Origin of the sequence: Vagococcus sp. CY52-2, assembly GCF_022655055.1 — a bacterium.
In the GTDB taxonomy this organism is placed as follows: domain Bacteria; phylum Bacillota; class Bacilli; order Lactobacillales; family Vagococcaceae; genus Vagococcus.
On the sequence record NZ_CP093384.1, the window covers coordinates 583,094 to 604,748 of the forward strand.

Annotated in this window: 20 protein-coding genes and 1 other RNA gene; 18 read left to right on the top strand and 3 right to left on the bottom strand. The window is 33.4% G+C overall.

Going from position 1 to position 21,655, the window contains the following annotated elements; all coding sequences use genetic code 11:
• The first annotated feature begins 1 nt into the window (after position 1).
• From MN187_RS02960 to upp, 10 genes are all read left to right on the top strand, one after another.
• A complete protein-coding gene (locus tag MN187_RS02960; RefSeq protein WP_117972684.1) occupies positions 2 to 985 on the top strand; it encodes an ornithine cyclodeaminase family protein in 984 nt (327 codons plus the stop codon).
• A 224-nt stretch (positions 986 to 1,209) separates the two neighbouring features.
• Positions 1,210 to 1,686 carry a TVP38/TMEM64 family protein gene (locus MN187_RS02965; protein WP_158559387.1) on the top strand — a complete coding sequence of 159 codons (477 nt, stop codon included), beginning with the start codon at positions 1,210 to 1,212 and terminating at the stop codon, positions 1,684 to 1,686.
• 89 nt (positions 1,687 to 1,775) lie between these two features.
• Positions 1,776 to 3,257, top strand: coding sequence for a DEAD/DEAH box helicase (locus MN187_RS02970; RefSeq protein ID WP_117972686.1), 1,482 nt, complete (start codon positions 1,776 to 1,778; stop codon positions 3,255 to 3,257).
• Positions 3,258 to 3,326: 69 nt separating this feature from the next.
• Positions 3,327 to 3,680 (top strand): prepilin peptidase, encoded by a 354-nt coding sequence (locus MN187_RS02975; RefSeq protein ID WP_117972687.1) that lies wholly within the window; start codon positions 3,327 to 3,329, stop codon positions 3,678 to 3,680.
• A 113-nt stretch (positions 3,681 to 3,793) separates the two neighbouring features.
• Complete coding sequence (locus tag MN187_RS02980) at positions 3,794 to 4,390, top strand: thymidine kinase (RefSeq protein WP_117972688.1); 597 nt, start codon at positions 3,794 to 3,796, stop codon at positions 4,388 to 4,390.
• Positions 4,383 to 5,453 carry a peptide chain release factor 1 gene (gene prfA, locus MN187_RS02985; protein ID WP_117972689.1) on the top strand — a complete coding sequence of 357 codons (1,071 nt, stop codon included), beginning with the start codon at positions 4,383 to 4,385 and terminating at the stop codon, positions 5,451 to 5,453. The genes MN187_RS02980 and prfA overlap by 8 nt, the downstream gene beginning before the upstream one ends.
• Positions 5,446 to 6,285: a peptide chain release factor N(5)-glutamine methyltransferase gene (gene prmC, locus MN187_RS02990; protein WP_241699357.1), complete on the top strand. Its 840-nt coding sequence runs from the start codon at positions 5,446 to 5,448 to the stop codon at positions 6,283 to 6,285. The genes prfA and prmC overlap by 8 nt, the downstream gene beginning before the upstream one ends.
• A 14-nt stretch (positions 6,286 to 6,299) precedes the next feature.
• A complete protein-coding gene (locus tag MN187_RS02995; RefSeq protein ID WP_117972691.1) occupies positions 6,300 to 7,337 on the top strand; it encodes an L-threonylcarbamoyladenylate synthase in 1,038 nt (345 codons plus the stop codon).
• A 57-nt stretch (positions 7,338 to 7,394) separates the two neighbouring features.
• Positions 7,395 to 8,633 (top strand): serine hydroxymethyltransferase, encoded by a 1,239-nt coding sequence (glyA, locus tag MN187_RS03000; RefSeq protein ID WP_117972692.1) that lies wholly within the window; start codon positions 7,395 to 7,397, stop codon positions 8,631 to 8,633.
• 81 nt (positions 8,634 to 8,714) lie between these two features.
• Positions 8,715 to 9,344 carry a uracil phosphoribosyltransferase gene (gene upp / locus MN187_RS03005; RefSeq protein WP_117972693.1) on the top strand — a complete coding sequence of 210 codons (630 nt, stop codon included), beginning with the start codon at positions 8,715 to 8,717 and terminating at the stop codon, positions 9,342 to 9,344.
• Between the two features lie 553 nt (positions 9,345 to 9,897).
• Here the strand turns inward: upp and MN187_RS03010 are convergent.
• Positions 9,898 to 10,509, bottom strand: a complete 612-nt coding sequence (locus tag MN187_RS03010; RefSeq protein ID WP_117972694.1) for an FMN-dependent NADH-azoreductase — start codon at positions 10,507 to 10,509, stop codon at positions 9,898 to 9,900.
• Positions 10,510 to 10,737: 228 nt separating this feature from the next.
• Here MN187_RS03010 and MN187_RS03015 point away from each other — a divergent pair, with 228 nt between their 5' ends.
• From MN187_RS03015 to nth, 3 genes are all read left to right on the top strand, one after another.
• Positions 10,738 to 11,661, top strand: a complete 924-nt coding sequence (locus tag MN187_RS03015; protein WP_117972695.1) for a nitronate monooxygenase — start codon at positions 10,738 to 10,740, stop codon at positions 11,659 to 11,661.
• 399 nt (positions 11,662 to 12,060) lie between these two features.
• Entirely contained in the window at positions 12,061 to 12,765 is a 705-nt protein-coding gene (locus tag MN187_RS03020; protein ID WP_117972696.1) for a DnaD domain-containing protein, read from the top strand.
• A gap of 8 nt (positions 12,766 to 12,773) precedes the next feature.
• Complete coding sequence (nth, locus tag MN187_RS03025) at positions 12,774 to 13,418, top strand: endonuclease III (RefSeq protein WP_117972697.1); 645 nt, start codon at positions 12,774 to 12,776, stop codon at positions 13,416 to 13,418.
• Between the two features lie 47 nt (positions 13,419 to 13,465).
• Here nth and MN187_RS03030 read toward each other — a convergent pair whose 3' ends face one another.
• Together MN187_RS03030 and recU are read right to left on the bottom strand one after the other, a co-directional pair.
• Positions 13,466 to 15,712 carry a PBP1A family penicillin-binding protein gene (locus MN187_RS03030; RefSeq protein ID WP_117972698.1) on the bottom strand — a complete coding sequence of 749 codons (2,247 nt, stop codon included), beginning with the start codon at positions 15,710 to 15,712 and terminating at the stop codon, positions 13,466 to 13,468.
• On the bottom strand, positions 15,702 to 16,322 hold the full coding sequence (gene recU, locus MN187_RS03035) for a Holliday junction resolvase RecU (protein ID WP_117972699.1): 621 nt from the start codon (positions 16,320 to 16,322) through the stop codon (positions 15,702 to 15,704). Before recU ends, MN187_RS03030 begins: the two co-directional genes overlap by 11 nt.
• A 255-nt stretch (positions 16,323 to 16,577) precedes the next feature.
• Between recU and gpsB the strand changes: the two genes are divergently transcribed.
• The 5 genes from gpsB to MN187_RS03060 all read left to right on the top strand — a co-directional run bounded on the left by gpsB (position 16,578) and on the right by MN187_RS03060 (position 21,580).
• Positions 16,578 to 17,006, top strand: a complete 429-nt coding sequence (gene gpsB, locus MN187_RS03040) for a cell division regulator GpsB (RefSeq protein ID WP_117972700.1) — start codon at positions 16,578 to 16,580, stop codon at positions 17,004 to 17,006.
• 16 nt (positions 17,007 to 17,022) lie between these two features.
• Positions 17,023 to 17,396, top strand: an RNA gene (gene rnpB / locus MN187_RS03045) — RNase P RNA component class B.
• Between the two features lie 75 nt (positions 17,397 to 17,471).
• Positions 17,472 to 18,629, top strand: a complete 1,158-nt coding sequence (locus MN187_RS03050) for a THUMP domain-containing class I SAM-dependent RNA methyltransferase (protein WP_117972782.1) — start codon at positions 17,472 to 17,474, stop codon at positions 18,627 to 18,629.
• A 1-nt stretch (position 18,630) separates the two neighbouring features.
• The gene (locus tag MN187_RS03055) at positions 18,631 to 20,133 is read left to right on the top strand and encodes a carboxypeptidase M32 (RefSeq protein WP_117972701.1); all 1,503 of its coding nucleotides are present in this window, start codon (positions 18,631 to 18,633) and stop codon (positions 20,131 to 20,133) included.
• 103 nt (positions 20,134 to 20,236) lie between these two features.
• Positions 20,237 to 21,580, top strand: a complete 1,344-nt coding sequence (locus MN187_RS03060; RefSeq protein WP_117972702.1) for a TrkH family potassium uptake protein — start codon at positions 20,237 to 20,239, stop codon at positions 21,578 to 21,580.
• Positions 21,581 to 21,655: the final 75 nt, after the last annotated feature.

Here is a 21,655-nt window from a genome sequence, read left to right on the forward strand (position 1 = left end):
TATGTTATTTTTGAAAAAAGAAGATATTGAAAAATGTTTTGATATGAGAGCGGCAATGGATGCATCACTAGAGGCATTAAAAATTTATTCAGAAGGTCGGGCAAGTATTCCGTTACGAACAAATATTCCAGTACCAAAAGCAGAGGGACAAAGTCTTTATATGCCTGGTTATGTTGAATGTGACAGTGGAAAAGATGCATTAGGTGTTAAAATTGTGTCGGTTTACCCAAAAAATATTGAAAAAAATATCCCAAGTGTTCCAGCGACAATGGTCGTTCTTGATGCGGAAACAGGGATTGTGAATGCGATGCTTGATGGCACTTATTTAACACAATTAAGAACAGGGGCTGTGCAAGGAGCTGCAACAGAACTTTTGGCGAGAAAAGATGCAAAAATAGGGGCACTGATTGGAACAGGTGGACAAGCTGAAAGTCAATTATGGGCGATGTTGACAGCAAGAGACTTAACAGAAGTACGTATCTTTGATATTGATTTTGAAAGAGCCTCTGTATTTGCAAAAGAAATGGCAGAAAAATTTAAGGTTACAATGATTCCAACTCAAACAGCACAAGAATGCGTTGAGGGTGCTGACATCATTACAAGCGTAACAACATCTAAACGTCCGACATTCTCTAGTGAGTGGGTGAAAAAAGGAGCTCATATAAATGGAGTGGGAGCATACACACATGATATGTGCGAAATTCCACGAGAAATCATTAAAGAATCTGACTTAATTATCTTTGATACAATGGACGGTGTGTTACAAGAAGCAGGCGACTTTATGCAACCACTAGAAGATGGCTATCTATCAAAAGATAAATATGCTGGTGAATTAGGAGAGCTTGGTTTAGGTAAATTAACTGGTAGAGAACATGATGAAGACATTACTATTTTCAAAACAGTTGGTTCAGCTGTACTAGATGTATACGTGGCGCAAAAGATGGTTGAACAAGCGAAAGAAAAAAATATTGGTTTAACTGTATAAGAATAAAAAATCAATCACTTATGTGGTTGATTTTTTTATTAGACAAAAATAGTTATAAAACAATCATATTTATTTATTATTTAAATGTTTAAATGAAAAGAATAAATAAGTAGAGGTGATTAAATGAAAAAACTAAGCAAAGCCATATTTATTGTAGGATTAGTAATAGTGATTGTTGCCATTTTTTTGCTTTTAAATATAATTTATTTCAAAATCCGGTCATCTTGAAAAAATTTGTTCATCGATTTGGCTTTTTTGGTCCAGTTATCTTTATTTTAATTCAAATCATTCAACCAATTGTGCCGATTATTCCTGGTGGGGTAAGTGATGTTGCTGGGATTTTATCTTTTGGTCCTGTTCTTGGTGTATTGTATGCTTCAGCTGGATTAGTAATAGGAGAAATCATATTATTCTTACTTGTGCGTAAATATGGTAGAAAATTTGTTTTATCAATCACATCAGATAAAAATATGCCCCGTTTAGAAAGGCTAGTTGATGTCGGAAATAAACACACTATTTGGATGTTAATTATTGTGTTTCTGATGCCATTTGGTCCAGATGATTTAGCGTGTCTAGCTTCTGGGTTTACAAAGATATCTTTAAAAGATTATATTAAAACGATTATATTATTAAAACCAATTTCTGTAGCTATTCATTGTTATTTATTGCTAGATGTTTTTAAAATGGTGAAAATAAACTAATAGTGCTAGTAATTTAGATAAAACATGTTACACTGATAAAGCTAAAATAAAGAAAATAGGCGAGTGGCTTATTTATGAAGGATGTTAACATGGTAAAAAATAAATTTAATCTATTTGGTATTGATGAGTCGATAATTGAGGCATTAGATGTTTTAGGTTATACAACCCCCACAGAAGTTCAGAAAGAAGTGGTACCATTACTTCTTGAAAAAAAAGATATGGTGGTACAATCTCAAACAGGTAGTGGGAAGACAGCCGCTTTTGGTATTCCTGTTTGTGATACAGTAGAGTGGGAAGAACGATACCCTCAAGTGTTAATTCTAACGCCAACTAGAGAATTGGCGACACAAATTCAAGAGGAATTATTTAATATAGGTCGTTATAAGCGATTAAAAGTCGTGAGTTTATTTGGAAAAAGTTCTTTTCAAATGCAGGTTAAACAATTGAAACAACGAACACATATTGTAGTTGCAACACCTGGTCGGTTGTATGACCATATCATGCAAAAAACAATCAACCTAAGTAAAATCAATCAAGTGATTATAGATGAAGCAGATGAAATGTTTGCGATGGGATTTATCGAGCAATTAGATCAAATCATGCCGAGATTACCTAAAAAAAGAAATACGGCGCTATTCTCTGCTACAATGCCAGATGCGGTGAAACGATTATCTAAAAAGTACCTACATAATCCAGTATATGTTGAAATAAAAAAAACGGATGACCAGAAGAAACGTATTTCACAATACTATCAATGGACAGCTGATGATGAAAAAAATGCGCAGTTTAAAGATACATTGATTGTTGAGAATCCTGAGACAAGTATTATTTTTTGTAATACAAAGGTTATGGTTGAAGAGTTAACGAAGCAACTAAAAAATCTAGGTGTTAATTGTGAGATGTTACATGGTGGGATGGAGCAACGAGATCGAACACGTGTGATAAAAGATTATAAACGTGGATACATTCATTGTTTAGTCGCAACAGATGTCGCAGCTAGAGGGATTGACGTATCAGACATTAAGCTAGTTGTGAATTATGATATTCCTGATAAAGTTGAAACCTATACGCATCGAATCGGCCGTACAGCTCGTTTTGAAAAAAGTGGGAAAGCTATATCATTTGTCAATTCGAAAGATAAATCCTCTTTTAAAGCGATTTTGGCTAAACAAGGCGATAGTCTTGAAGAAATGCGTTGTCCCAATCAAGAGTTAGTAAAAGAGATGAAACGTCCATTTTTAGATAGACAATTAGAATCTCCAAAATTACGTAAAGAAAAAGGGTTGTCTTTTAATGAAGACATTATGAAAATTCATATTAATGCAGGGAAAAAGCAAAAAATGCGTGCCGGTGATATTGTTGGAGCCTTATGTCAAATTGATGGTATGACTGCAGATGATATTGGTGTGATCGATTTATTAGATATTTCAACTTTTGTCGACATTTTAAATGGTAAAGGTGATTTGGTATTAAAAACACTTCAAACAAAACCAATTAAAGGACGTTTGAGAAAAGTAAACAAATCAAACGTTACAAAGTATGAGCAAGATTTACAAAAATATCAACGCTAAAAAAGAGTTCTTTTAAGAGAGCTCTTTTCTTTTTTCGAATGTTTATAGAAAGAAGGGTGTGATGATTGAATGGTTTTATCAAGCTTATTGTTTTTCTTAGGGGCATCTTTGGCTTCTTTTTTTGTATTAGTGGGTGAGAGAGTATCTAAACAGGAATCCATTGTCCTACCTAGGTCTCATTGTTCTTATTGCCAACATGAGTTAAGGTGGTCTGAATTAGTTCCAGTGTTTTCTTATTGTTTCTTGAAAGGTCGCTGTTTATATTGCTTTAATCATATTGGTCATGCTAGTACATTGTGGGAATTATTTTCAGGTCTTTTATTTATGTTATTATATAGTTTAGAGGTAAACACATTACAAGGTGTTTTATTCTGTCTAGTTTGGTTTATCTTACTATCAAGGTTGAATCAGACAGATTATTAAAAAAACTCTCTATGAAAAAATCTATTATAAATAGTAAAAAAGTATTTGATTGGATGATTTTTTTCTAAATTTACAGTATACTATCATAGGATAAACTAAGGAGAGTAAAATAAATGGCTCAATTATTTTTTAAATATGGTGCGATGAATAGTGGGAAAACGATTGAAATTTTAAAGGTTGCTCACAACTATGAAGAACAAAATAAACCAGTCGTTTTGATGACCAGTGGATTGGATACAAGAGATGAGATTGGTGTTATATCCAGTCGCATTGGATTACGACGAGAGGCTATTCCGATTTTCCATGAAACCAATGTTTATGATATAGTAAAAAAGATGACTGATAAACCATACTGTATCCTAGTAGATGAGTCTCAATTTTTAGAACAAGCTCATGTGGTTCAATTTGCTAAAATTGTGGATGAATTAGATATTCCAGTAATGGCATTTGGACTTAAAAATGATTTTAAAAATGAGTTGTTTGAGGGCTCTAAGTATTTATTATTATACGCAGATAAAATAGAAGAATTAAAAACAATTTGTTGGTTTTGTCATAAAAAAGCCACAATGAATCTAAGAATGGATAACAATAAACCTGTTTATACAGGTGAACAAATTCAAATAGGTGGCAATGAAGCTTATTACCCAGTTTGTCGTAAGCATTATGTGAATCCGCCGTTGTCAAATCGAAAGGATGAAGAAAATGTTTGATCAATTACAATCAATCGAAGACCGTTATGAAGAATTAGCGGAGTTATTAAGTGACCCAGATGTCGTCAGTGACACGAAACGCTTCATGGAGCTATCTAAAGAAGAAGCAGGAACACGTGAAACAGTAGAAGTTTACCGTCGTTATAAAGAAGTGATAGAAGGAATTTCGGATACAGAAGAATTATTAGGTGAGAAACTTGATGATGAGATGCAAGAAATGGCAAAAGAAGAGTTGTCAGAGTTAAAAACAGAAAAAGAAGAATTAGAAGAACGGATTAAGATTCTTTTATTACCAAAAGACCCTAATGATGATAAAAATATCATTTTAGAAATTCGTGGCGCTGCTGGTGGAGATGAAGCGGCATTATTTGCAGGTGATTTGTTTGAAATGTATCAAAGTTACTCTCAAAATCAAGGTTGGACATTTGAGGTGATGGACGCTAATATCACTGATATTGGTGGTTACAAAGAAGTGACTGTGATGATTACTGGTAATAGTGTTTTTTCTAAGTTAAAATACGAAAGTGGTGCACATCGTGTACAACGTGTCCCATCAACTGAATCACAAGGTCGAGTGCATACATCAACGGCAACAGTTGTTGTGTTACCAGAAGCAGAAGAAGTTGAATTAGATTTAGAAGATAAAGACATTCGTGTGGATATTTATCATGCAAGTGGAGCTGGTGGACAGCACGTTAATAAGACTGCCTCTGCTGTGCGTTTGACACATATCCCAACAGGCATTGTTGTTGCGATGCAGGATGAGCGTTCTCAGTTAAAAAACAGAGAAAAAGCAATGAAGGTATTACGTGCTAGAGTGTATGACCAATTACAACAAGAAAGTCGTAGTGAGTATGATGCAAATCGTAAATCGGCTGTTGGTACAGGGGATCGCTCTGAACGTATTCGCACTTATAATTTTCCACAAAATCGTGTCACTGATCACCGAATTGGCTTAACGATTCAAAAATTAGATCAAATCTTAGCAGGAAAATTAGACGAAATTGTAGATGCTTTAATTATTTATGATCAAACAGCTCAATTGGAGAAATTAAATGGATAAGCCTATTACATATTTTGAAGTCCTGAAATGGGCTTCTTCTTTTTTAGAAGCACATGATAAAGACGCTTCAATTGCTGAATATTTATTACTTGAGTATAATCAATGGACAAAAACAGACTTGTTGTTACATTTTAAAAAAGATGTTCCCCAAGATTTATTGGACAGATTATCAAATGATTTAGAAAAGGTCAGTCAAGATTACCCACCCCAATATTTGATTGGCTCATGTGAATTTTATGGTGAACGCTTTTTAGTGTCAGAAGACACCTTAATTCCAAGACCAGAAACAGAAGAACTGGTAGAATGTTGTTTAACAGAAAATGATTTTCAAAACAAAGTTGTGGTGGATGTTGGAACAGGAACAGGTATTATTGCCATTAGTTTGAAAAAGAACAGACCTAATTGGACGGTTAGGGCGATTGATTTATCACCCGAAGCATTGGAAATAGCACAAAAAAATGCCAAATATTTAGAAACTGACATTGAGTTTTATGAAGGAAATACCCTTGAACCAGTAGCAAATCAGATGTTTGATATTATATTATCTAATCCACCTTATATTAGTGTTGATGAATGGGAAGAAATGGATGAATCAGTAAGAAATTATGAACCAAAATTAGCGTTATTTGCTAACGATAACGGGTTGGCTATTTATGAAAAACTAGCAAAAGAAGCAACGCAATTATTAACAAGTGATGGAAAGATTTATTTAGAGATAGGATATAAACAAGGAAGTAGCGTAGCACAGATATTTCAAGAGTATTTCCCTAATAAAATAGTAGAAATTGTAAAAGATATGTCAGGACATGACCGAATCGTTAAAGTTTACTAAAAGGAAGTGTAAAGATGGGTACAACAGTATATCATCATGATGAAATAAAAGAAGCAGCAAAAATTATTAAGCAAGGGGGACTCATCTCATTTCCAACTGAAACCGTTTATGGATTGGGAGCAGACGCAACCAATACAGAAGCGGTGAAAAAAGTCTATCTAGCTAAGGGACGTCCCAGTGATAACCCTTTGATTGTTCATGTGAATTCAAAAGAGATGGTAGAAGAATATGTTGATACTATTCCTGATAAAGCTTTACAGTTGATGAAGATATTCTGGCCAGGACCATTAACGCTTATTTTTAATTTAGCACAGAACAATAATTTATCAACCAGTGTAACAGCTAATTTAAATACAGCTGCTTTTAGAATGCCTAATAACTTTGTCACACTGGAATTGATTCGTCAGTCAGCTACACCACTAGTTGGTCCAAGTGCTAATACATCAGGTAAACCAAGTCCAACTACTGCCATTCACGTATTGAATGATTTAAGCGGAAAGATTGAAGGGATACTAGATGACGGTGAATGTGAGGTTGGGATAGAATCGACTGTGTTAGATATGAGCAATCCTAACATGCCGACTATTTTAAGACCAGGAGCGATTACAAAAGAAGAGATTGAAGAAGTTATTGGTGAAATAGCGATAGATACACACTTAATTGATGAACACAACGCCCCAAAATCGCCAGGTATGAAATACAAACATTATTCTCCTGACACACCAGTGGTAATGATAGATAGTGAATTAGATAATTGGGAAGAAGCGGTTGAATATTACCAACAATTAAATAAAACAGTTGCTATTTTATCTAATAAAGAAATAGTGAGTCGTTTAGTGGATTATTCGGTATTTGCTCATTATATACTATCAGACAAAAAAGATGTTAAATCTGCTATGCATCATTTGTTTGGTGGATTAAGGGCCCTCGATGCTGAATTATTAGGATATAATGGTGTAATTTTAGCAGAAGGGTATCCTGAAGTAAGCCAAAATATGGGTTATATGAATCGACTAAAAAAAGCAGCAAATCAAACATTTTTTAGAAAATAATAGTAATCATAAAGAAATATGGTACAATAGTATAAAAAATCGGGAGTGTGTTTGCATATGGATTATAAAAAAGAAGATGCTGTTTTGTGGGATGCTATAGCGAATGAAAAACAAAGACAACAAGAAACAATAGAGCTAATTGCTTCAGAAAATTTTGTATCTGAGGCTGTTATGGCAGCCCAAGGAAGTGTATTAACAAATAAATATGCAGAAGGATATCCTGGACGCAGATATTATGGTGGATGCGAATTTATTGATGTGGTAGAAAATTTAGCGATTGATCGTGCGAAAGATTTATTTCAAGCTGATTTTGCTAATGTTCAGGCTCATTCAGGTTCACAAGCTAACACTGCAGCCTACTTGTCTTTAGTTGAAGATGGGGATACTATTATGGGAATGGACCTAACAGCAGGAGGGCATTTAACGCATGGCTCTCCAGTAAACTTTAGTGGTAAAACATATAACTTTGTGTCATATGGTGTAGATCCAGTGACAGAAGTTATCGACTATGAAGTGGTGAGAATTTTAGCAAGAAAACATCAACCAAAACTGATTGTAGCTGGAGCAAGTGCATACTCTAGAGACATTGATTTCAAGAAATTTAGAGAAATAGCAGATAGTGTTGGAGCTAAATTAATGGTTGATATGGCTCATATTGCTGGACTTGTTGCAACAGGTCTCCATCAAAATCCAGTTCCGTATGCAGATATTGTGACATCAACGACTCATAAAACATTAAGAGGTCCTAGAGGTGGCCTTATTTTAACTAACTCTCCAGAATTAGCTAAAAAGATAAATAGTGCTATTTTCCCAGGTATTCAAGGGGGTCCATTAGAGCATGTTATAGCAGGAAAAGCTGCGGCATTTAGAGAAGCGCTATTACCAGAATTTAAAGATTATAGTAAACAAGTATTAGCAAATGCTAAGGCTATGGCTCGTGTAATCAATCAAACACCAGGAGCTCGTTTAATTAGTGGAGATACAGATAATCATTTATTATTAATAGATGTGACAGGGTTTGAGTTAACTGGTAAAGAAGCAGAAGCTATTTTAGATAGTGTACATATTACAGTTAATAAAAATACCATTCCATTTGAGAGCCAAAGTCCATTTGTAACAAGTGGTATCCGTATTGGGACACCCGCAATTACAACACGTGGATTTAAAGAAGAAGATGCTAAAAAAGTAGCTGAATTAATTGTTGAAGCACTAACTTATCATGGAGAAGAAAGTGTGTTAGAGAAAGTAAGAAAAGAAGTAGCAGAATTATTAAAGAGCCACCCACTTTATAAATAAAATTTTTAGGGAATTGACTAGTCAATTCCCTTTTTTTCGGCTACAATAGATAAGAATAAAATTTAAAAGGAGAATCGCATTATGGGAAAATTTCAAGTGATAGATCATCCGTTAATCCAACACAAGTTAACAATTATCAGAGAAAAAAATTGTGGAACAAAGGTTTTCAGAGAAGTTGTTGATGAGATTGCTATGTTAATGGCTTATGAGGTATCTCGTGATATGCCATTAGAAGACATTGAAATTGAAACACCAATGGGAACGTCAGTACAAAAAACGTTAACTGGTAAGAAAGTAGCGATTATCCCAATCTTAAGAGCAGGTATTGGAATGGTTGATGGTATGTTAGAATTAATACCAGCAGCTAAAGTTGGACATGTGGGTTTGTATCGTGACCATGATACTTTAGAACCAGTTGAATATTTTGTTAAATTACCAGCAGATATTGCTGAAAGACAATTATTTGTTGTAGACCCAATGTTAGCAACAGGTGGCTCAGCTATTATGGCAATTGATTTATTAAAACGTCGTGGCGCAACAAATATTAAATTTGTTTGTTTAGTAGCTGCTCCTGAAGGTGTCAAAGCTCTTCAAGAAGCTCATCCAGATGTTGATATCTATACTGCCGGTTTAGATGAAAAATTAAATGAAGAAGGTTACATTGTTCCTGGTTTAGGGGATGCTGGTGACCGTTTATTTGGTACAAAATAATAAGATTTAAAAGAGATCAGACTACATATTCTGGTCTTTTTTTTGTGAAAAAATCTCTTTTTCCAATTGTCAATAGGACAAACCTATTAAAATAACTATTAGATTCCATAATATTCCATAATATTCTGTAATTTATAATCGGTTACCAATCATTATAAATTAAACTTATATTTTGCGAGAATATAATAAAATAAATATAAGAGAGAAGGTTATGGAAAATATTTGTATTAACTTAACTATTATCAACGTATTGTTATTCAATTAATCATTGTGATAACTATTGGCTCAGTATTAGGAATACTTTAGCTTAAAACACTTCATTTATGGCCTTTTGGAGGAAATCATTTAGGATTAGAGCATCCTATGCTAGGTATTCTAGGTGGTCAATTCGTTTATATGATGCCAATGCTATTTATGAATACTTTCTTTGATAAATGGCCAATGTCGTATTATAAAGAGAAATAATAGTTTAAAACCGTCAGACAGAAGGTTTTTTTCTTTGAGTAAAATTTAAAAAATGGTTACATCAATTAGTTATGATGTAACCATTTTTTTAGAAGGCTTTAGCTAATTCTTTTGTGTTTTCAATAATAGATGCCAAGATGTCATCAGATTTGTCTGGTTGATAGTCTAATCCCTCAATGATAATAGAATCTGTTTCTTCTACGCCAACAAAGTTAAAGATTTCTTTGACATATTTAGAGGAAGTATCTTCACCAGAGTGAATGCCCCCACTTGCTTGAATATGCAACATCTTTTTCCCTGGAACCAAGGGGATTTTACCAGTTTCAGTGTATTTAAACGTCTTGCCTGCAACAACGATGGTATCAATCCATGCTTTTAATTTAGTTGGAATATTTAAATTCCATAAAGGATTAGCTACGATAATTTTATCTGAATTCAGAAATTGTTCTGTCAATTCAGAAAAACGTTCAATTTTTTTGGCTTGTTCTTCCGTAATTTCTTTTCCTTCTCTTAAATTAGTCCAACCAGTTAAGATATCTTTATCAATTTCTGGTATGAAATCATCATAAACATCAACAAATTCAACCATATCTGTTGGGTGACTTTCTTTGTAAGATGTCAAAAAGGCATCTAATACTTTAAGGGTACGAGAATCATCTGTTGTTAAGGGGTGTGCTTTAATAACTAATACATGTGACATATAATTTCCTCAATTTATTTATATTTTACTTATTATTTATCAGTAAATATAAATATATAGTATTTTTTGAGAAATAGCAAAGTTTTTTTATTTGTGCTATAAACAAACAATTTATCATGTATTATTTTTAATAATAGAGTCCTTAAGAAAAAGTGATTTGAAATCGTTAACAATAACAGGTACTATTAACTTTATTAAAAGTAATATGAAGGAAAGAGGAATATTGCGATGTTAATTAATGAGTTATTAGGAATAAAATACCCAATTATTCAAGGAGCAATGGCCAAAATATCGACATCAGAATTAGTTAGTGCCGTATCAGAAGCAGGAGGACTTGGTGTTATTGCTTCTGGTGGTATGACAACGGAACAAGTAAGAGAAGAAGTCCGAAAAACGCAAAAACTAACAGATAAGCCATTTGCGGTTAATGTGATGTTGATGATGGAAAACCGAGATGACATTATTGATGTAGTGATTGAAGAAGGGGTTAAAATTATTACCTCAGGTGCAGGAACACCAAAACCATATATGAAACGTTTAAAAGAAGCAGGCGTTATTGTCATACCTGTTGTTCCAAATGTTGACATTGCCTTAAAGATGGAAAAATTAGGAGCGGATGCTGTGATTGTCGAAGGGATGGAAGCAGGAGGACATATTGGAGAAGTTTGTACATTTCCACTAGTGTCTGCGGCAACACAAGCGTTGAGTATTCCAGTTGTGGCTGCAGGAGGATTATCGAATGGCCAGTCATTAGCTGCAGCGTTAGCATTAGGTGCAAAGGGAGTCCAAATGGGAACAGTTTATCTAGCAACAAAAGAGTGCCCAGTCTCAGATGCGTATAAAGAACAAATCCTTTTATCTAATGAAGCATCAACCGTTGTGACAGGTCGAAAAAATGGGGCCCCTGTAAGAAACATCCGCAACGAGATGACAAGTCACTATTTAGAATTAGAGGATAAGGAAGTATCAAGAGATGAATTAGAAGCTTTAACCATAGGCTCCTTGTATAAAGCTGTTAAAGAAGGGGATATGGTGAATGGTTCGGTGATGGCTGGACAAATTATTGGGACAATTTCGACAATAAAAACAGTTCAAGAATTACATGATGACATTCTAGAGCAGTATAGAAAAGTATCACTGCCTAAAATATAGATAGAAAGGACGACTTACGTGAGTCGTCTTTTTTGTTTTGTGTATAATAAATGGTCAAAAGGTATTTTAAATAATAATTGAAAGTACAGATATTAGAAAGTAGATTAGCACCTATTGAGTGACTAATAATAAAGGTTTTAAAATGGTGGTATTATTTTGATGTAAATTATGAATCGAATTTAAACAAATGATGTATCTTTCTTTATGTTAATGTAGGGAGAAACCAAAATAATTGTTACGTCATAAAATCGTTCCAATAATCATAAATATTCAGAAAAGTAAAAAAACACATGATGCGTATTGTTTTAATAGTTAACTGATAGGTTGAACTTCTTTTTTAAGGCAGTGTTCTGTTTTTTTATTTTTTATTTGTTATACTTTAAAAGAAGGGGTGGGCAAATGTTATCACTAGATTATTACTTAAATTCAGGGACAACAACTGTTTCAAATTTATTGTTTAAATATTATAAAAAAATTGGTATGACGGACTCTGAATTGGTGTTTTATTTACAATTATTACAATGTAGTCAAAAAGGAAATGATTTTCCAACAATGGATATCATGTCACAATATATGGGCATAACAAATGAAATAGGCTATCAAATGGTTCAACAATTAATGACAAAAGGCGTTTTATCTATTGAAACGAGTCGTAATGAATTTGGCAAAACAGAAGATCGCTATGATTTAACGTTAGTCTATGAAAAGATAGAAAATGTTATGAATCAAGAAGCAGTTCAGACAACAGAAAAAATTCAAGAAGATAAAAAAGTAAATTTATTTAATAAGTTTGAACAAGAATTTGGTAGATCTTTATCACCAATTGAAATGGAGACTATCCAACAGTGGCTAAATGAGGATAAATATTCCGTTGAGTTAATTGAATTAGCTCTTCGTGAAGCCATACTAAATCAAGCTTATAGTTTAAAGTATATGGACCGAATTTTATTAAATTGGGAAAGAAAAAATTTGCATTCTAAACAAGCAATACAAAAGGATCAAAAACAGCGTTTAAAAGAAATAGATGAAAAAAAACTGACAACGACTGATGAGAAACTGCCAGAAATACCGATGTATAATTGGCTAAATCCACATGATAAATAGGAGAAGATATGTTATCTAAAAAAAGAACGATAGAAGCCATTGATTTGATGAAAGAACTCTATCCAAATGCTAAAGGGGAATTAAATCATGATACCCCATTTCAGTACTTGATTGCAGTGATATTAAGTGCTCAAGCAACAGATGTGTCAGTAAATAAAGCGACACCTTTTTTATTTGAGGCATACCCAACAGCAAAAGATTTAGCTAAAGCACCACTAGAAGATGTGATGAGGCGTATTAGAACAATTGGACTTTATAAGACAAAAGCTAAAAATATTATTAAAACATCTCAGATGTTAGTTGATAAATTTGATGGAGAAGTTCCTCGTACAAAGAAGGAATTAATGAGTTTACCCGGAGTAGGGAGAAAGACAGCCAATGTGGTGGCTGGAGATATATTTAATGTTCCTTCTATAGCAGTTGACACGCATGTCGAACGAGTTAGTAAACGGTTAAGAATTTGTAAGCAGTCTGCCACAGTTGATGAAGTGGAAGAAACATTGATGAAAAAAGTACCCGAAGAACGTTGGATAGATACTCATCATACGATGATTCTATTTGGTCGTTACCACTGTACAGCTAGAAAACCAAAATGTGAAGGATGTTTGTTATTAGATTTATGTGCTGAAGGACAAAAAAATATGAAAAAATAAAAATACCTTATAATGATTTTACTTGTAAAATCATTATAAGGTATTTATTAATTATTATTATGAGATTGAGAGGTTGTAGGGGAGGATGCATTGTTTTCTTCGCTATTATTCGTCTCATTATTTTGACCATCATTGTTATTCTGATTACCGTTATTTTGGTTGTTGTCATTAGTTGTTGGTTTTTCTTTAGTTGCTTCAGGCGTTTCCTCTTTTTTTTCAGATTTAGTCTCTTCTTTGCTAGCTGAAGGTTTTGTTGCTTTAGATTCTTCTTGTTGATAGTAGTTATAATTAGTTACTCCTTCTGATTGTTTATAGTAATTGTAACTTGGTTGAGTTTGTTGTGTGTAACCTTTAACATAAACCTCATTTCCAATTCTTACTACGTTAGAAGGTTGCTTCCAGTCTGTTGGTTCAATATTTTGGTAAAGATAAGACATAAATTCCCTGTAAATATCCATAGCTAATTGTTGATTATATAAAGTGATGGGTTGGAAATAATCGTCATATCCTGTCCAAACAGCTAGGGAATATTTTGGTGTATATCCGACAAATGTAATATCCGGACTTCCCTCACCCTTTACTTTGTAAAGCACATCGTCATCATAATTACTCGTTCCAGTCTTCCCAGCTTGAACCACACCATTTATTTGTGCCTGAGTACCAGTACCACGGTTAATGACATCTTTTAACATATCAGTAATGATAAAAGCAGTTGATTCCTTCATTGCACGTTTTCCTTTGGAATCAAAAGATTCTTCAGTTCCATCAGAATATACAACTTTGTTAACATAGCTTGGTTCATAATAGATTCCACCATTAGCAAACGCAGCGTATGCTGCTGCAAGTTTTTCAGAAGAAGATTCGAATCCAATAGCAGTTCCTTCATAAACTTTATTTGTTAAACCTAAACTTGAAATAAAGTCTTTTGACTTATCATCGCCTACTTCTTTCAACGCTTTTAAAGCAGGAATATTTCTAGAATCAACGAGAGATTCTCTCATAGTTAAGTTTCCACGATATGAACGATCATAATCGTATACCTCAGTTCCGTCAGAATATTGATAGGGCATATCGGCATAAATTTGACCAGATCCATAATTTAAATCTTCGATGGTTGGAGCATAAGCTACCAGGGGTTTAGCTGTTGACCCAATATTTCGTTTAGCTGTGACTGCTTTATTATCATTTAGAGCACCATCACCTAATTTTCGTCCACCAATTTGTGCGCGGACATCACCATTTTTTACATCAATTAAAGTAGCAGTTGCTTGAAATTCATCATCAGGAAAATTAATAGCAGATTCATCACTATTTACGAGATTATATAAATAAGTTTGTGCATCTAAATCCATATTTGTATAGATATCTAATCCATCAGTATACACATTTTTATTTGTTTTTGATTGTACTTCATCAATGACTTGTTTAACGTAGTTATCTGTCACAACTTGCGTGGTAGAATCTTTCTTTAATGGCATTAGACCATCTTCTACTTTTGTTCCTTTAGCTTCTTCATATTCTTTTTGAGAAATAATTTTATCTTTTAACATCTCACTTAAAACTAAATCACGTCTTTTTTTTGCCATATCTGGATGAGTGTATGGGTCATAATCAATTGGAGCTTGTGGCATACCAGCTAAAAGAGCATACTGGGCTAATGATAGTTCATCTAGATTTTTATTGAAATAGTTTTTTGCGGCTGTCTGCATTCCGTATATACCATTTGCCATATAAACTCTGTTAATATAGTAAGTTAGTATTTCATCTTTTGATTTTTTTTGTTCTAATTTAACTGATAGCCATGCTTCTTGGGCTTTTCGCTTAATTGTTTGATCTTCCTTTTTAGTTGAGAAGAAAGACAGTTTAATTAACTGTTGTGTTAAAGTACTACCACCTTGTCGGCTAGTTCCTTTTATGTTTGAAATAGCAGCTCCAGCAATCCGAATAGGGTCAACTCCTTTATGTTTTTCGAAACGTTTATCTTCGATAGAAATAATGGCTTCTTTTAACATTGGAGGAATTTGATTTGGTTCAATAATTTCACGTTTTTTCTCCCCAATTTCTAAAATCATATCTCCGTTCATCGCATAAATTTTTGAAGAACGTGTATCCTCTAATTTTTTATAGTCGAGGGTAGGTGCATCCTTCGCGTAATAAAAGAATAATCCAGCTCCGCCGATGACGGGTATAACGATTAGAGCAAGTAAGACAGCTAGGAAAATAAGTATCCCTTTTTTAACATTCCTTTTTTGTCTTTTTTGTGGCTCTTTTTTTCCGTTAAAACTATTTTTCATAAATAGAATCTCCTTTTAATATATAGTGATCAATAATTGAAAGATAAGGAACAATTGGCGCAACACCTAATTGTATTTCATACCCATAATTTTCTATCATTTTTAATGGTAAAGACTTTCGTTGCGTGTCACTATTTTCCCAATAATCAATGACGTGGTTGGCAGAAAGAAAAAAACATCGTTGCAACGAAGAAAACCAAATAAGGACAAAAACGATACCATGATGGTTAATACATTGTTTCATATGCTTAATCTGATGTGCATGAAAATTATGAAGTGGAAAAGATGTTTTATTTTTTGTTTCTTTTGCCTCAAAATCAAGATACCTACCTTTGTAAACACCATTATAATCTGTTGTAGAAGCTTCTCTAAAATAAGCTTCAGTAATAACAGCAGCACTTCTGTTGGGATAATTAACATGAACAATTTGGATAGGGGTCGGTTTTTTGTGAACAACTGCCATTTCTTTGGATAAATAGTATAAATTGCTTTGATTGATGAATTCTTCAAAAGACATGCCACGATTAGAAAAAGATGGTTTTTGCTTTTTTTTTATTTTTTCTTCTTTTTGGTAACGCTTTGGGATACCGTTAGGGTAATTAATAGTCAAAATACCACACTCCTTTGTTTATTATATCAAACCTTGAAATACAATGAAAAGAAAAACGAAGAATCTTATTAGAATGTTCAACAAATTAGTTAAAATTTTAATATTTTTATTAAAACAGTTGTGTTACAATATAAAACTGATTATAGTATAATATGGAGGGAAATATTTATCTAATCTTTTTCATCAGATAAATTTTTTATAACACTCAGTGATTTAGAAAGTATTTAAAAATGATATGTAGATGAGGTGTAATAAGTGACTAAATTAAATTTATCAGCAAAAGATATTTTGCAAAAAGAATTTAAATCAAAAGTTCGTGGTTACGATCCAGTTGAAGTTGACGAATTTTTGGATACCATTATTAAAGATTATGAAACATACAATCAAGAATTATTAGCATTAAAAGAAGAAAATCATCGTTTGGTTAACAAAGTAGACCAATTAACACAAAGTCAGGCAACGTTATCTCGTATGAAACAAGAAGTGCCAAATCCATCTTCTGTGACAAATTTTGATATATTAAAACGATTATCTAATTTGGAAAAAGAAGTTTTTGGTAAAAAATTAGAACAACCTTCTAGTTCATCTTCTGTTAGTATGAATGAGCAAGCTCGTGAGTCTTTATCTTCAGTTGCTCAAAAATTTTTAGACAATGAAGACTTAGGAGCAACACGTCGGTATTAAAATATAATAAATTGTAATTTTCGGATAATCGCAGTTTACTTTAAGTAAGGTGAGGAAAGTCCATGCTCGCACAGACTGAGATGTCTGTAGTGTTCGTGCTTAATGAAACCATAAATTAAGGTACTTCTTTTTAAAGAGGTAACGGCAGGAAAAATAGCTAAGGTTTATGCTATGCTAGAGTATCCTTGAAAGTGCCACAGTGACGAAGTGATTTTAGAAATAAAATCAGTGGAACGGGTAAACCCCTCGAGCGAGCAACCCAAACAATGGTAGGGGCACCTATCCCAAGGAAATGAACTTAGGGATGGGACAGAAAAATTTCTGTAGACAGATGATTATCGTTGATTAGTGTTACCTGGCAGTAATCAATACAGAACATGGCTTATAGAAAATTACAACATCAGGGTGCCTTCCAGTTTGATGGAAGGCTTTTTTTCTAAAATAAAGTTAATTGGAGTTACAAATATGACAGAATATAAATTAATAGCAACAGCAGCTAGTGGTATTGAGGCACTTGTTGGACGAGAACTAAGAGATATGGGAATTGAATGTGAGGTAGAAAATGGTAGAGCCATTTTTTATGGAGATATTGAAACCATTGGTCGAGCAAATTTATGGTTAAGAACAGCAGATAGAATTAAAATTGTTATCGGTGAGTTTGAAGCTAAAACATTTGAATCATTATTCGATCAAGTTAAAGCCTTGCCTTGGGAAGATTTTTTACCAATGGATGCTAATTTTCCAGTATCAGGAAAATCAATCAAATCAACGTTATTTAGTGTGTCAGATTGCCAAGCTTTGACTAAAAAAGCAATTGTTAATCGTTTGAGTGACTATTACTCAAGATATGGTCGCTTACCAGAAACAGGGGCACAATTTCCAATTGAGGTGGCACTTTTAAAAGATAAAGTGACGTTAACAATTGATACAACGGGGCCAAGTTTGTTTAAGCGTGGTTATCGTCTAGAAAAAGGTGGCGCACCATTAAAAGAAAATATGGCAGCGGCCATTATTTCTTTAACAACTTGGCGAAAAGATAGACCATTTTATGATCCAGTTTGTGGGTCTGGAACGTTTTGTATTGAGGCAGCTCTAATCGGTCGAAATATGGCGCCTGGATTTAACCGTGAATTTTTATTTGAAACATGGCCATGGGTAGATGAATCTGTCATGGAAACATTACGAGCTGAAGCGGATGCACAAGTTGATTATGAAACAGAATTAGATATTTTAGGGACAGATATTGATCCAAAAATGATTGACATTGCTAAGAAAAATGCGGAAGAAATTGGTTTGGGTGAAGATATTACCTTTAAACAAATGCAATTGCGTGATTTTACCACAGATAAAGAGTATGGTGTAATCGTTGCTAATCCTCCGTATGGTGAACGTCTAGGAGAAGAAGATGCGGTAAGAGAATTATATAAACAAATGGGAGACGTTTATCGTCCACTTAAAACGTGGAGTAAATATATCTTAACAAGTGATTTACAGTTTGAAAGTTTTTACGGGGCAAAAGCCACGAAAAAACGTAAACTATACAATGGCGCGTTACGAACAGATTTATTCCAATACTGGGGAACTCGCCCACCAAGAAAGCCAAAAAATGAAGGAGCAAACTAATATGAGTCAAGAACAAGAATTTTTAGCTTATTTGAAAGAAATTGCTTTATTAAATGAAGCGGTTGGTCTAGCTGAATGGGATAGTCAAACAGGTATGCCAGAAAAAGGTGCGTCTTATCGTGCTGAAATGTCTAGTTATTTAGCAGGTATGGCTTTTGATAAATCAACAAATGAGACAATGAGAAAATACATGGAGTATTTTTCAGATCATCCAGAAGAATTATCGGATTTTGGGAAACAAGTATTTGAAAAAACAAAAGAGAACTATGATTTAAACAATAATATTCCAGCTGATCGTTTTCAAGAGTTTTCTCGTTTACTATCAAATGCTCATAGTGTATGGGTAACAGCTCGTGAGAAACAAGATTTTTCAATTTTCGAGCCAATTTTAACCGACATTGTAGCAATGACGAAAGAATTCATTCCATTGTGGCGTAAAAATGAAGCCACAGACTACGATGTCTTACTAAATCAATACGAACCTGGTATTACAGTTGAAGTATTAGATAATGTATTTGACCAAGTAAAAGAAGGAATTATGTCGATTCGCAAAGAATTAGAAGAAAAAGGGACAGCACCTAACACGGATTTTATTAACCGCACAGTGCCAAAAGAAATCCAAAAAAACTTTGTGACACAAGTTGTGGAACAATTAGGCTATGATTTTTCTAGAGGTCGTTTAGATGATACGGTTCATCCATTTATGTTAAATCTGAATCGTAATGATGCGCGTATTACAACACGTTGGGATGATAATGACTTTATTATGGCAACTTTAGGTGTGATACATGAAGCAGGTCATGGGATGTATGAACAAAATGTTGATGCCAAATTTGACTACACACCACTTGCAGGTGGAACGTCGATGGGAATTCATGAGTCACAATCATTGTTTAATGAAATCATCATTGGGGGAAGCCAAGCCTTTTGGTACAAACAATTTGATTTATTAAAACAATTAACTGGTGATACCTTTGCAGATGTTTCGACTGAAGATTTCTACAAAGGATTGAAATTAACGCAACCAAGTTTAGTGAGAATTGAGTCAGATTCACTCACTTACCCACTTCATATTATTATTCGTTATGAAATTGAAAAAATGCTTTTCAATGGCGACTTAGAAGTGAAAGATTTGCCAAAAGTTTGGAATGATAAATATGAAGAATACTTAGGTATTCGTCCTGGAAATGATACAGAAGGTGTCTTACAAGATGTTCATTGGGCAGGTGGAAGTTTTGGTTACTTCCCATCTTATGCTCTAGGTTATATGTATGCGGCGCAACTTTATCATGCGATGAACAAAGATATTGATGTAGAAAACGTTTTATCAAGTGATGATTATTCATCCATTAGAGAGTGGTTAACTGAACATATCCATCAATATGGAAGCTCAAAAAAACCAACTGAACTAATAGTTGAAGCCACTGGAGAAAATTTAAATCCACAATACTTGATTGATTATATGCGTGATTTATATTTCAACGTTTATGAAATTGAAGCATAAATTTTTAAAAGTTACAGATGATTCTGTAACTTTTTTTGTTGAGAAAGTGTAGGGCAAAGGGTACAATAAGTCAATATGATTAGTTTAGAGGAGAACATATTACATGGAAAGTCATAAAAAAGGATTAAGAAGAATCAATACGGTCCAATTTATCACCCTGATGTTTTTAATTATTATTTTTATTGGATCTTTTCTATTATTTTTACCGATAAGTCATCAAACAGGGAAGCAGTTGACTTATATTGATGCACTATTTGTTGCGACATCATCTGTGTGCGTCACCGGATTAACTCCTATTAATATTTCACAAGTACTTAGTCCTTTTGGGCATATTGTTATGATGATTTTGATTGAAATTGGTGGTTTAGGATTTATGTCGATTGCATTAATCGTGGCCATGATGTTTCGAAAAAGAGTGTCATTGCAGTCGCGTTTAGTTATTAAAGAGATGCTTAATTTAAATAACCATGGTGGCGTAGTAAAATTACTTAAATTTGTGGTGAAATTTTCTGTTAGTGTTCAGTTATTAGGTGTCATTTTATTAGGATTTCAGTTTATACCTGAATATGGAGTGAAACGTGGGATATTTTATAGTATATTTCATGCTGTTTCTGCCTTTTGTAATGCAGGATTTGATTTATTTGGTGATAGTTTATTGGGTTATCAACAGAATCCTTATGTGTTATTAGTTATTTCTGGACTTATTATTTCGGGTGGATTTGGATTTATTGTATGGTACGACTTAATTCATTGGCAAGATCATCGTCGCTTTTCTCTACATACCAAAATTGCTTTGATGGTTACGTTAAGTTTGTTGATTGGTGGAACAGTTCTATTTTCTATTACGGATAGATTTTATGAGATGTCGTTTGTAAAACAGCTTACTAATTCATTTTTCTTAAGTGTGACACCTCGTACAGCAGGATTTGCTTCAATTGACTATGGTTCAATGAGTTATGCAGGTCTCATTTTAACAATAGTTTTAATGTTTATTGGCGGAACATCCGGTTCAACAGCTGGAGGAATCAAAACAACAACATTAGGGGTTCTTTTGATTCAATTAGTCAGTACATTAAAAGGCCGAGATGAAGCAGAATGGCAAGAGCGTTCTATTCCACGAAATATTGTGATGAAATCTTTTGTCTTATTTTTCTTTGCGAGTTTATTATGTTTACTAAGTGCGTTGGTATTATCTATGACAGAATATAGTCCACAACATTCTGGGATAGAGTATGTCTTGTTTGAAGTAGTTTCAGCATTTGCAACAGTTGGTTTAACAATGGGATTAACACCTCATTTGACTCTATTTGGTAAACTACTTATTATGTGTTTGATGTTTATTGGTCGAGTAGGACTCTATACAGTCATGTATGCTTTATTAAGAAAAGAATTAAATGAACTAGGTAATAAGTTTAATTATCCAAAAGAAACTGTTTTGATAGGTTAAGATACCTCTTTTTTAAGAAAAGTATTTTTGAAAATTTTCAAATTTTAATTTAAATTTTTGTGTGTTATGTATTAT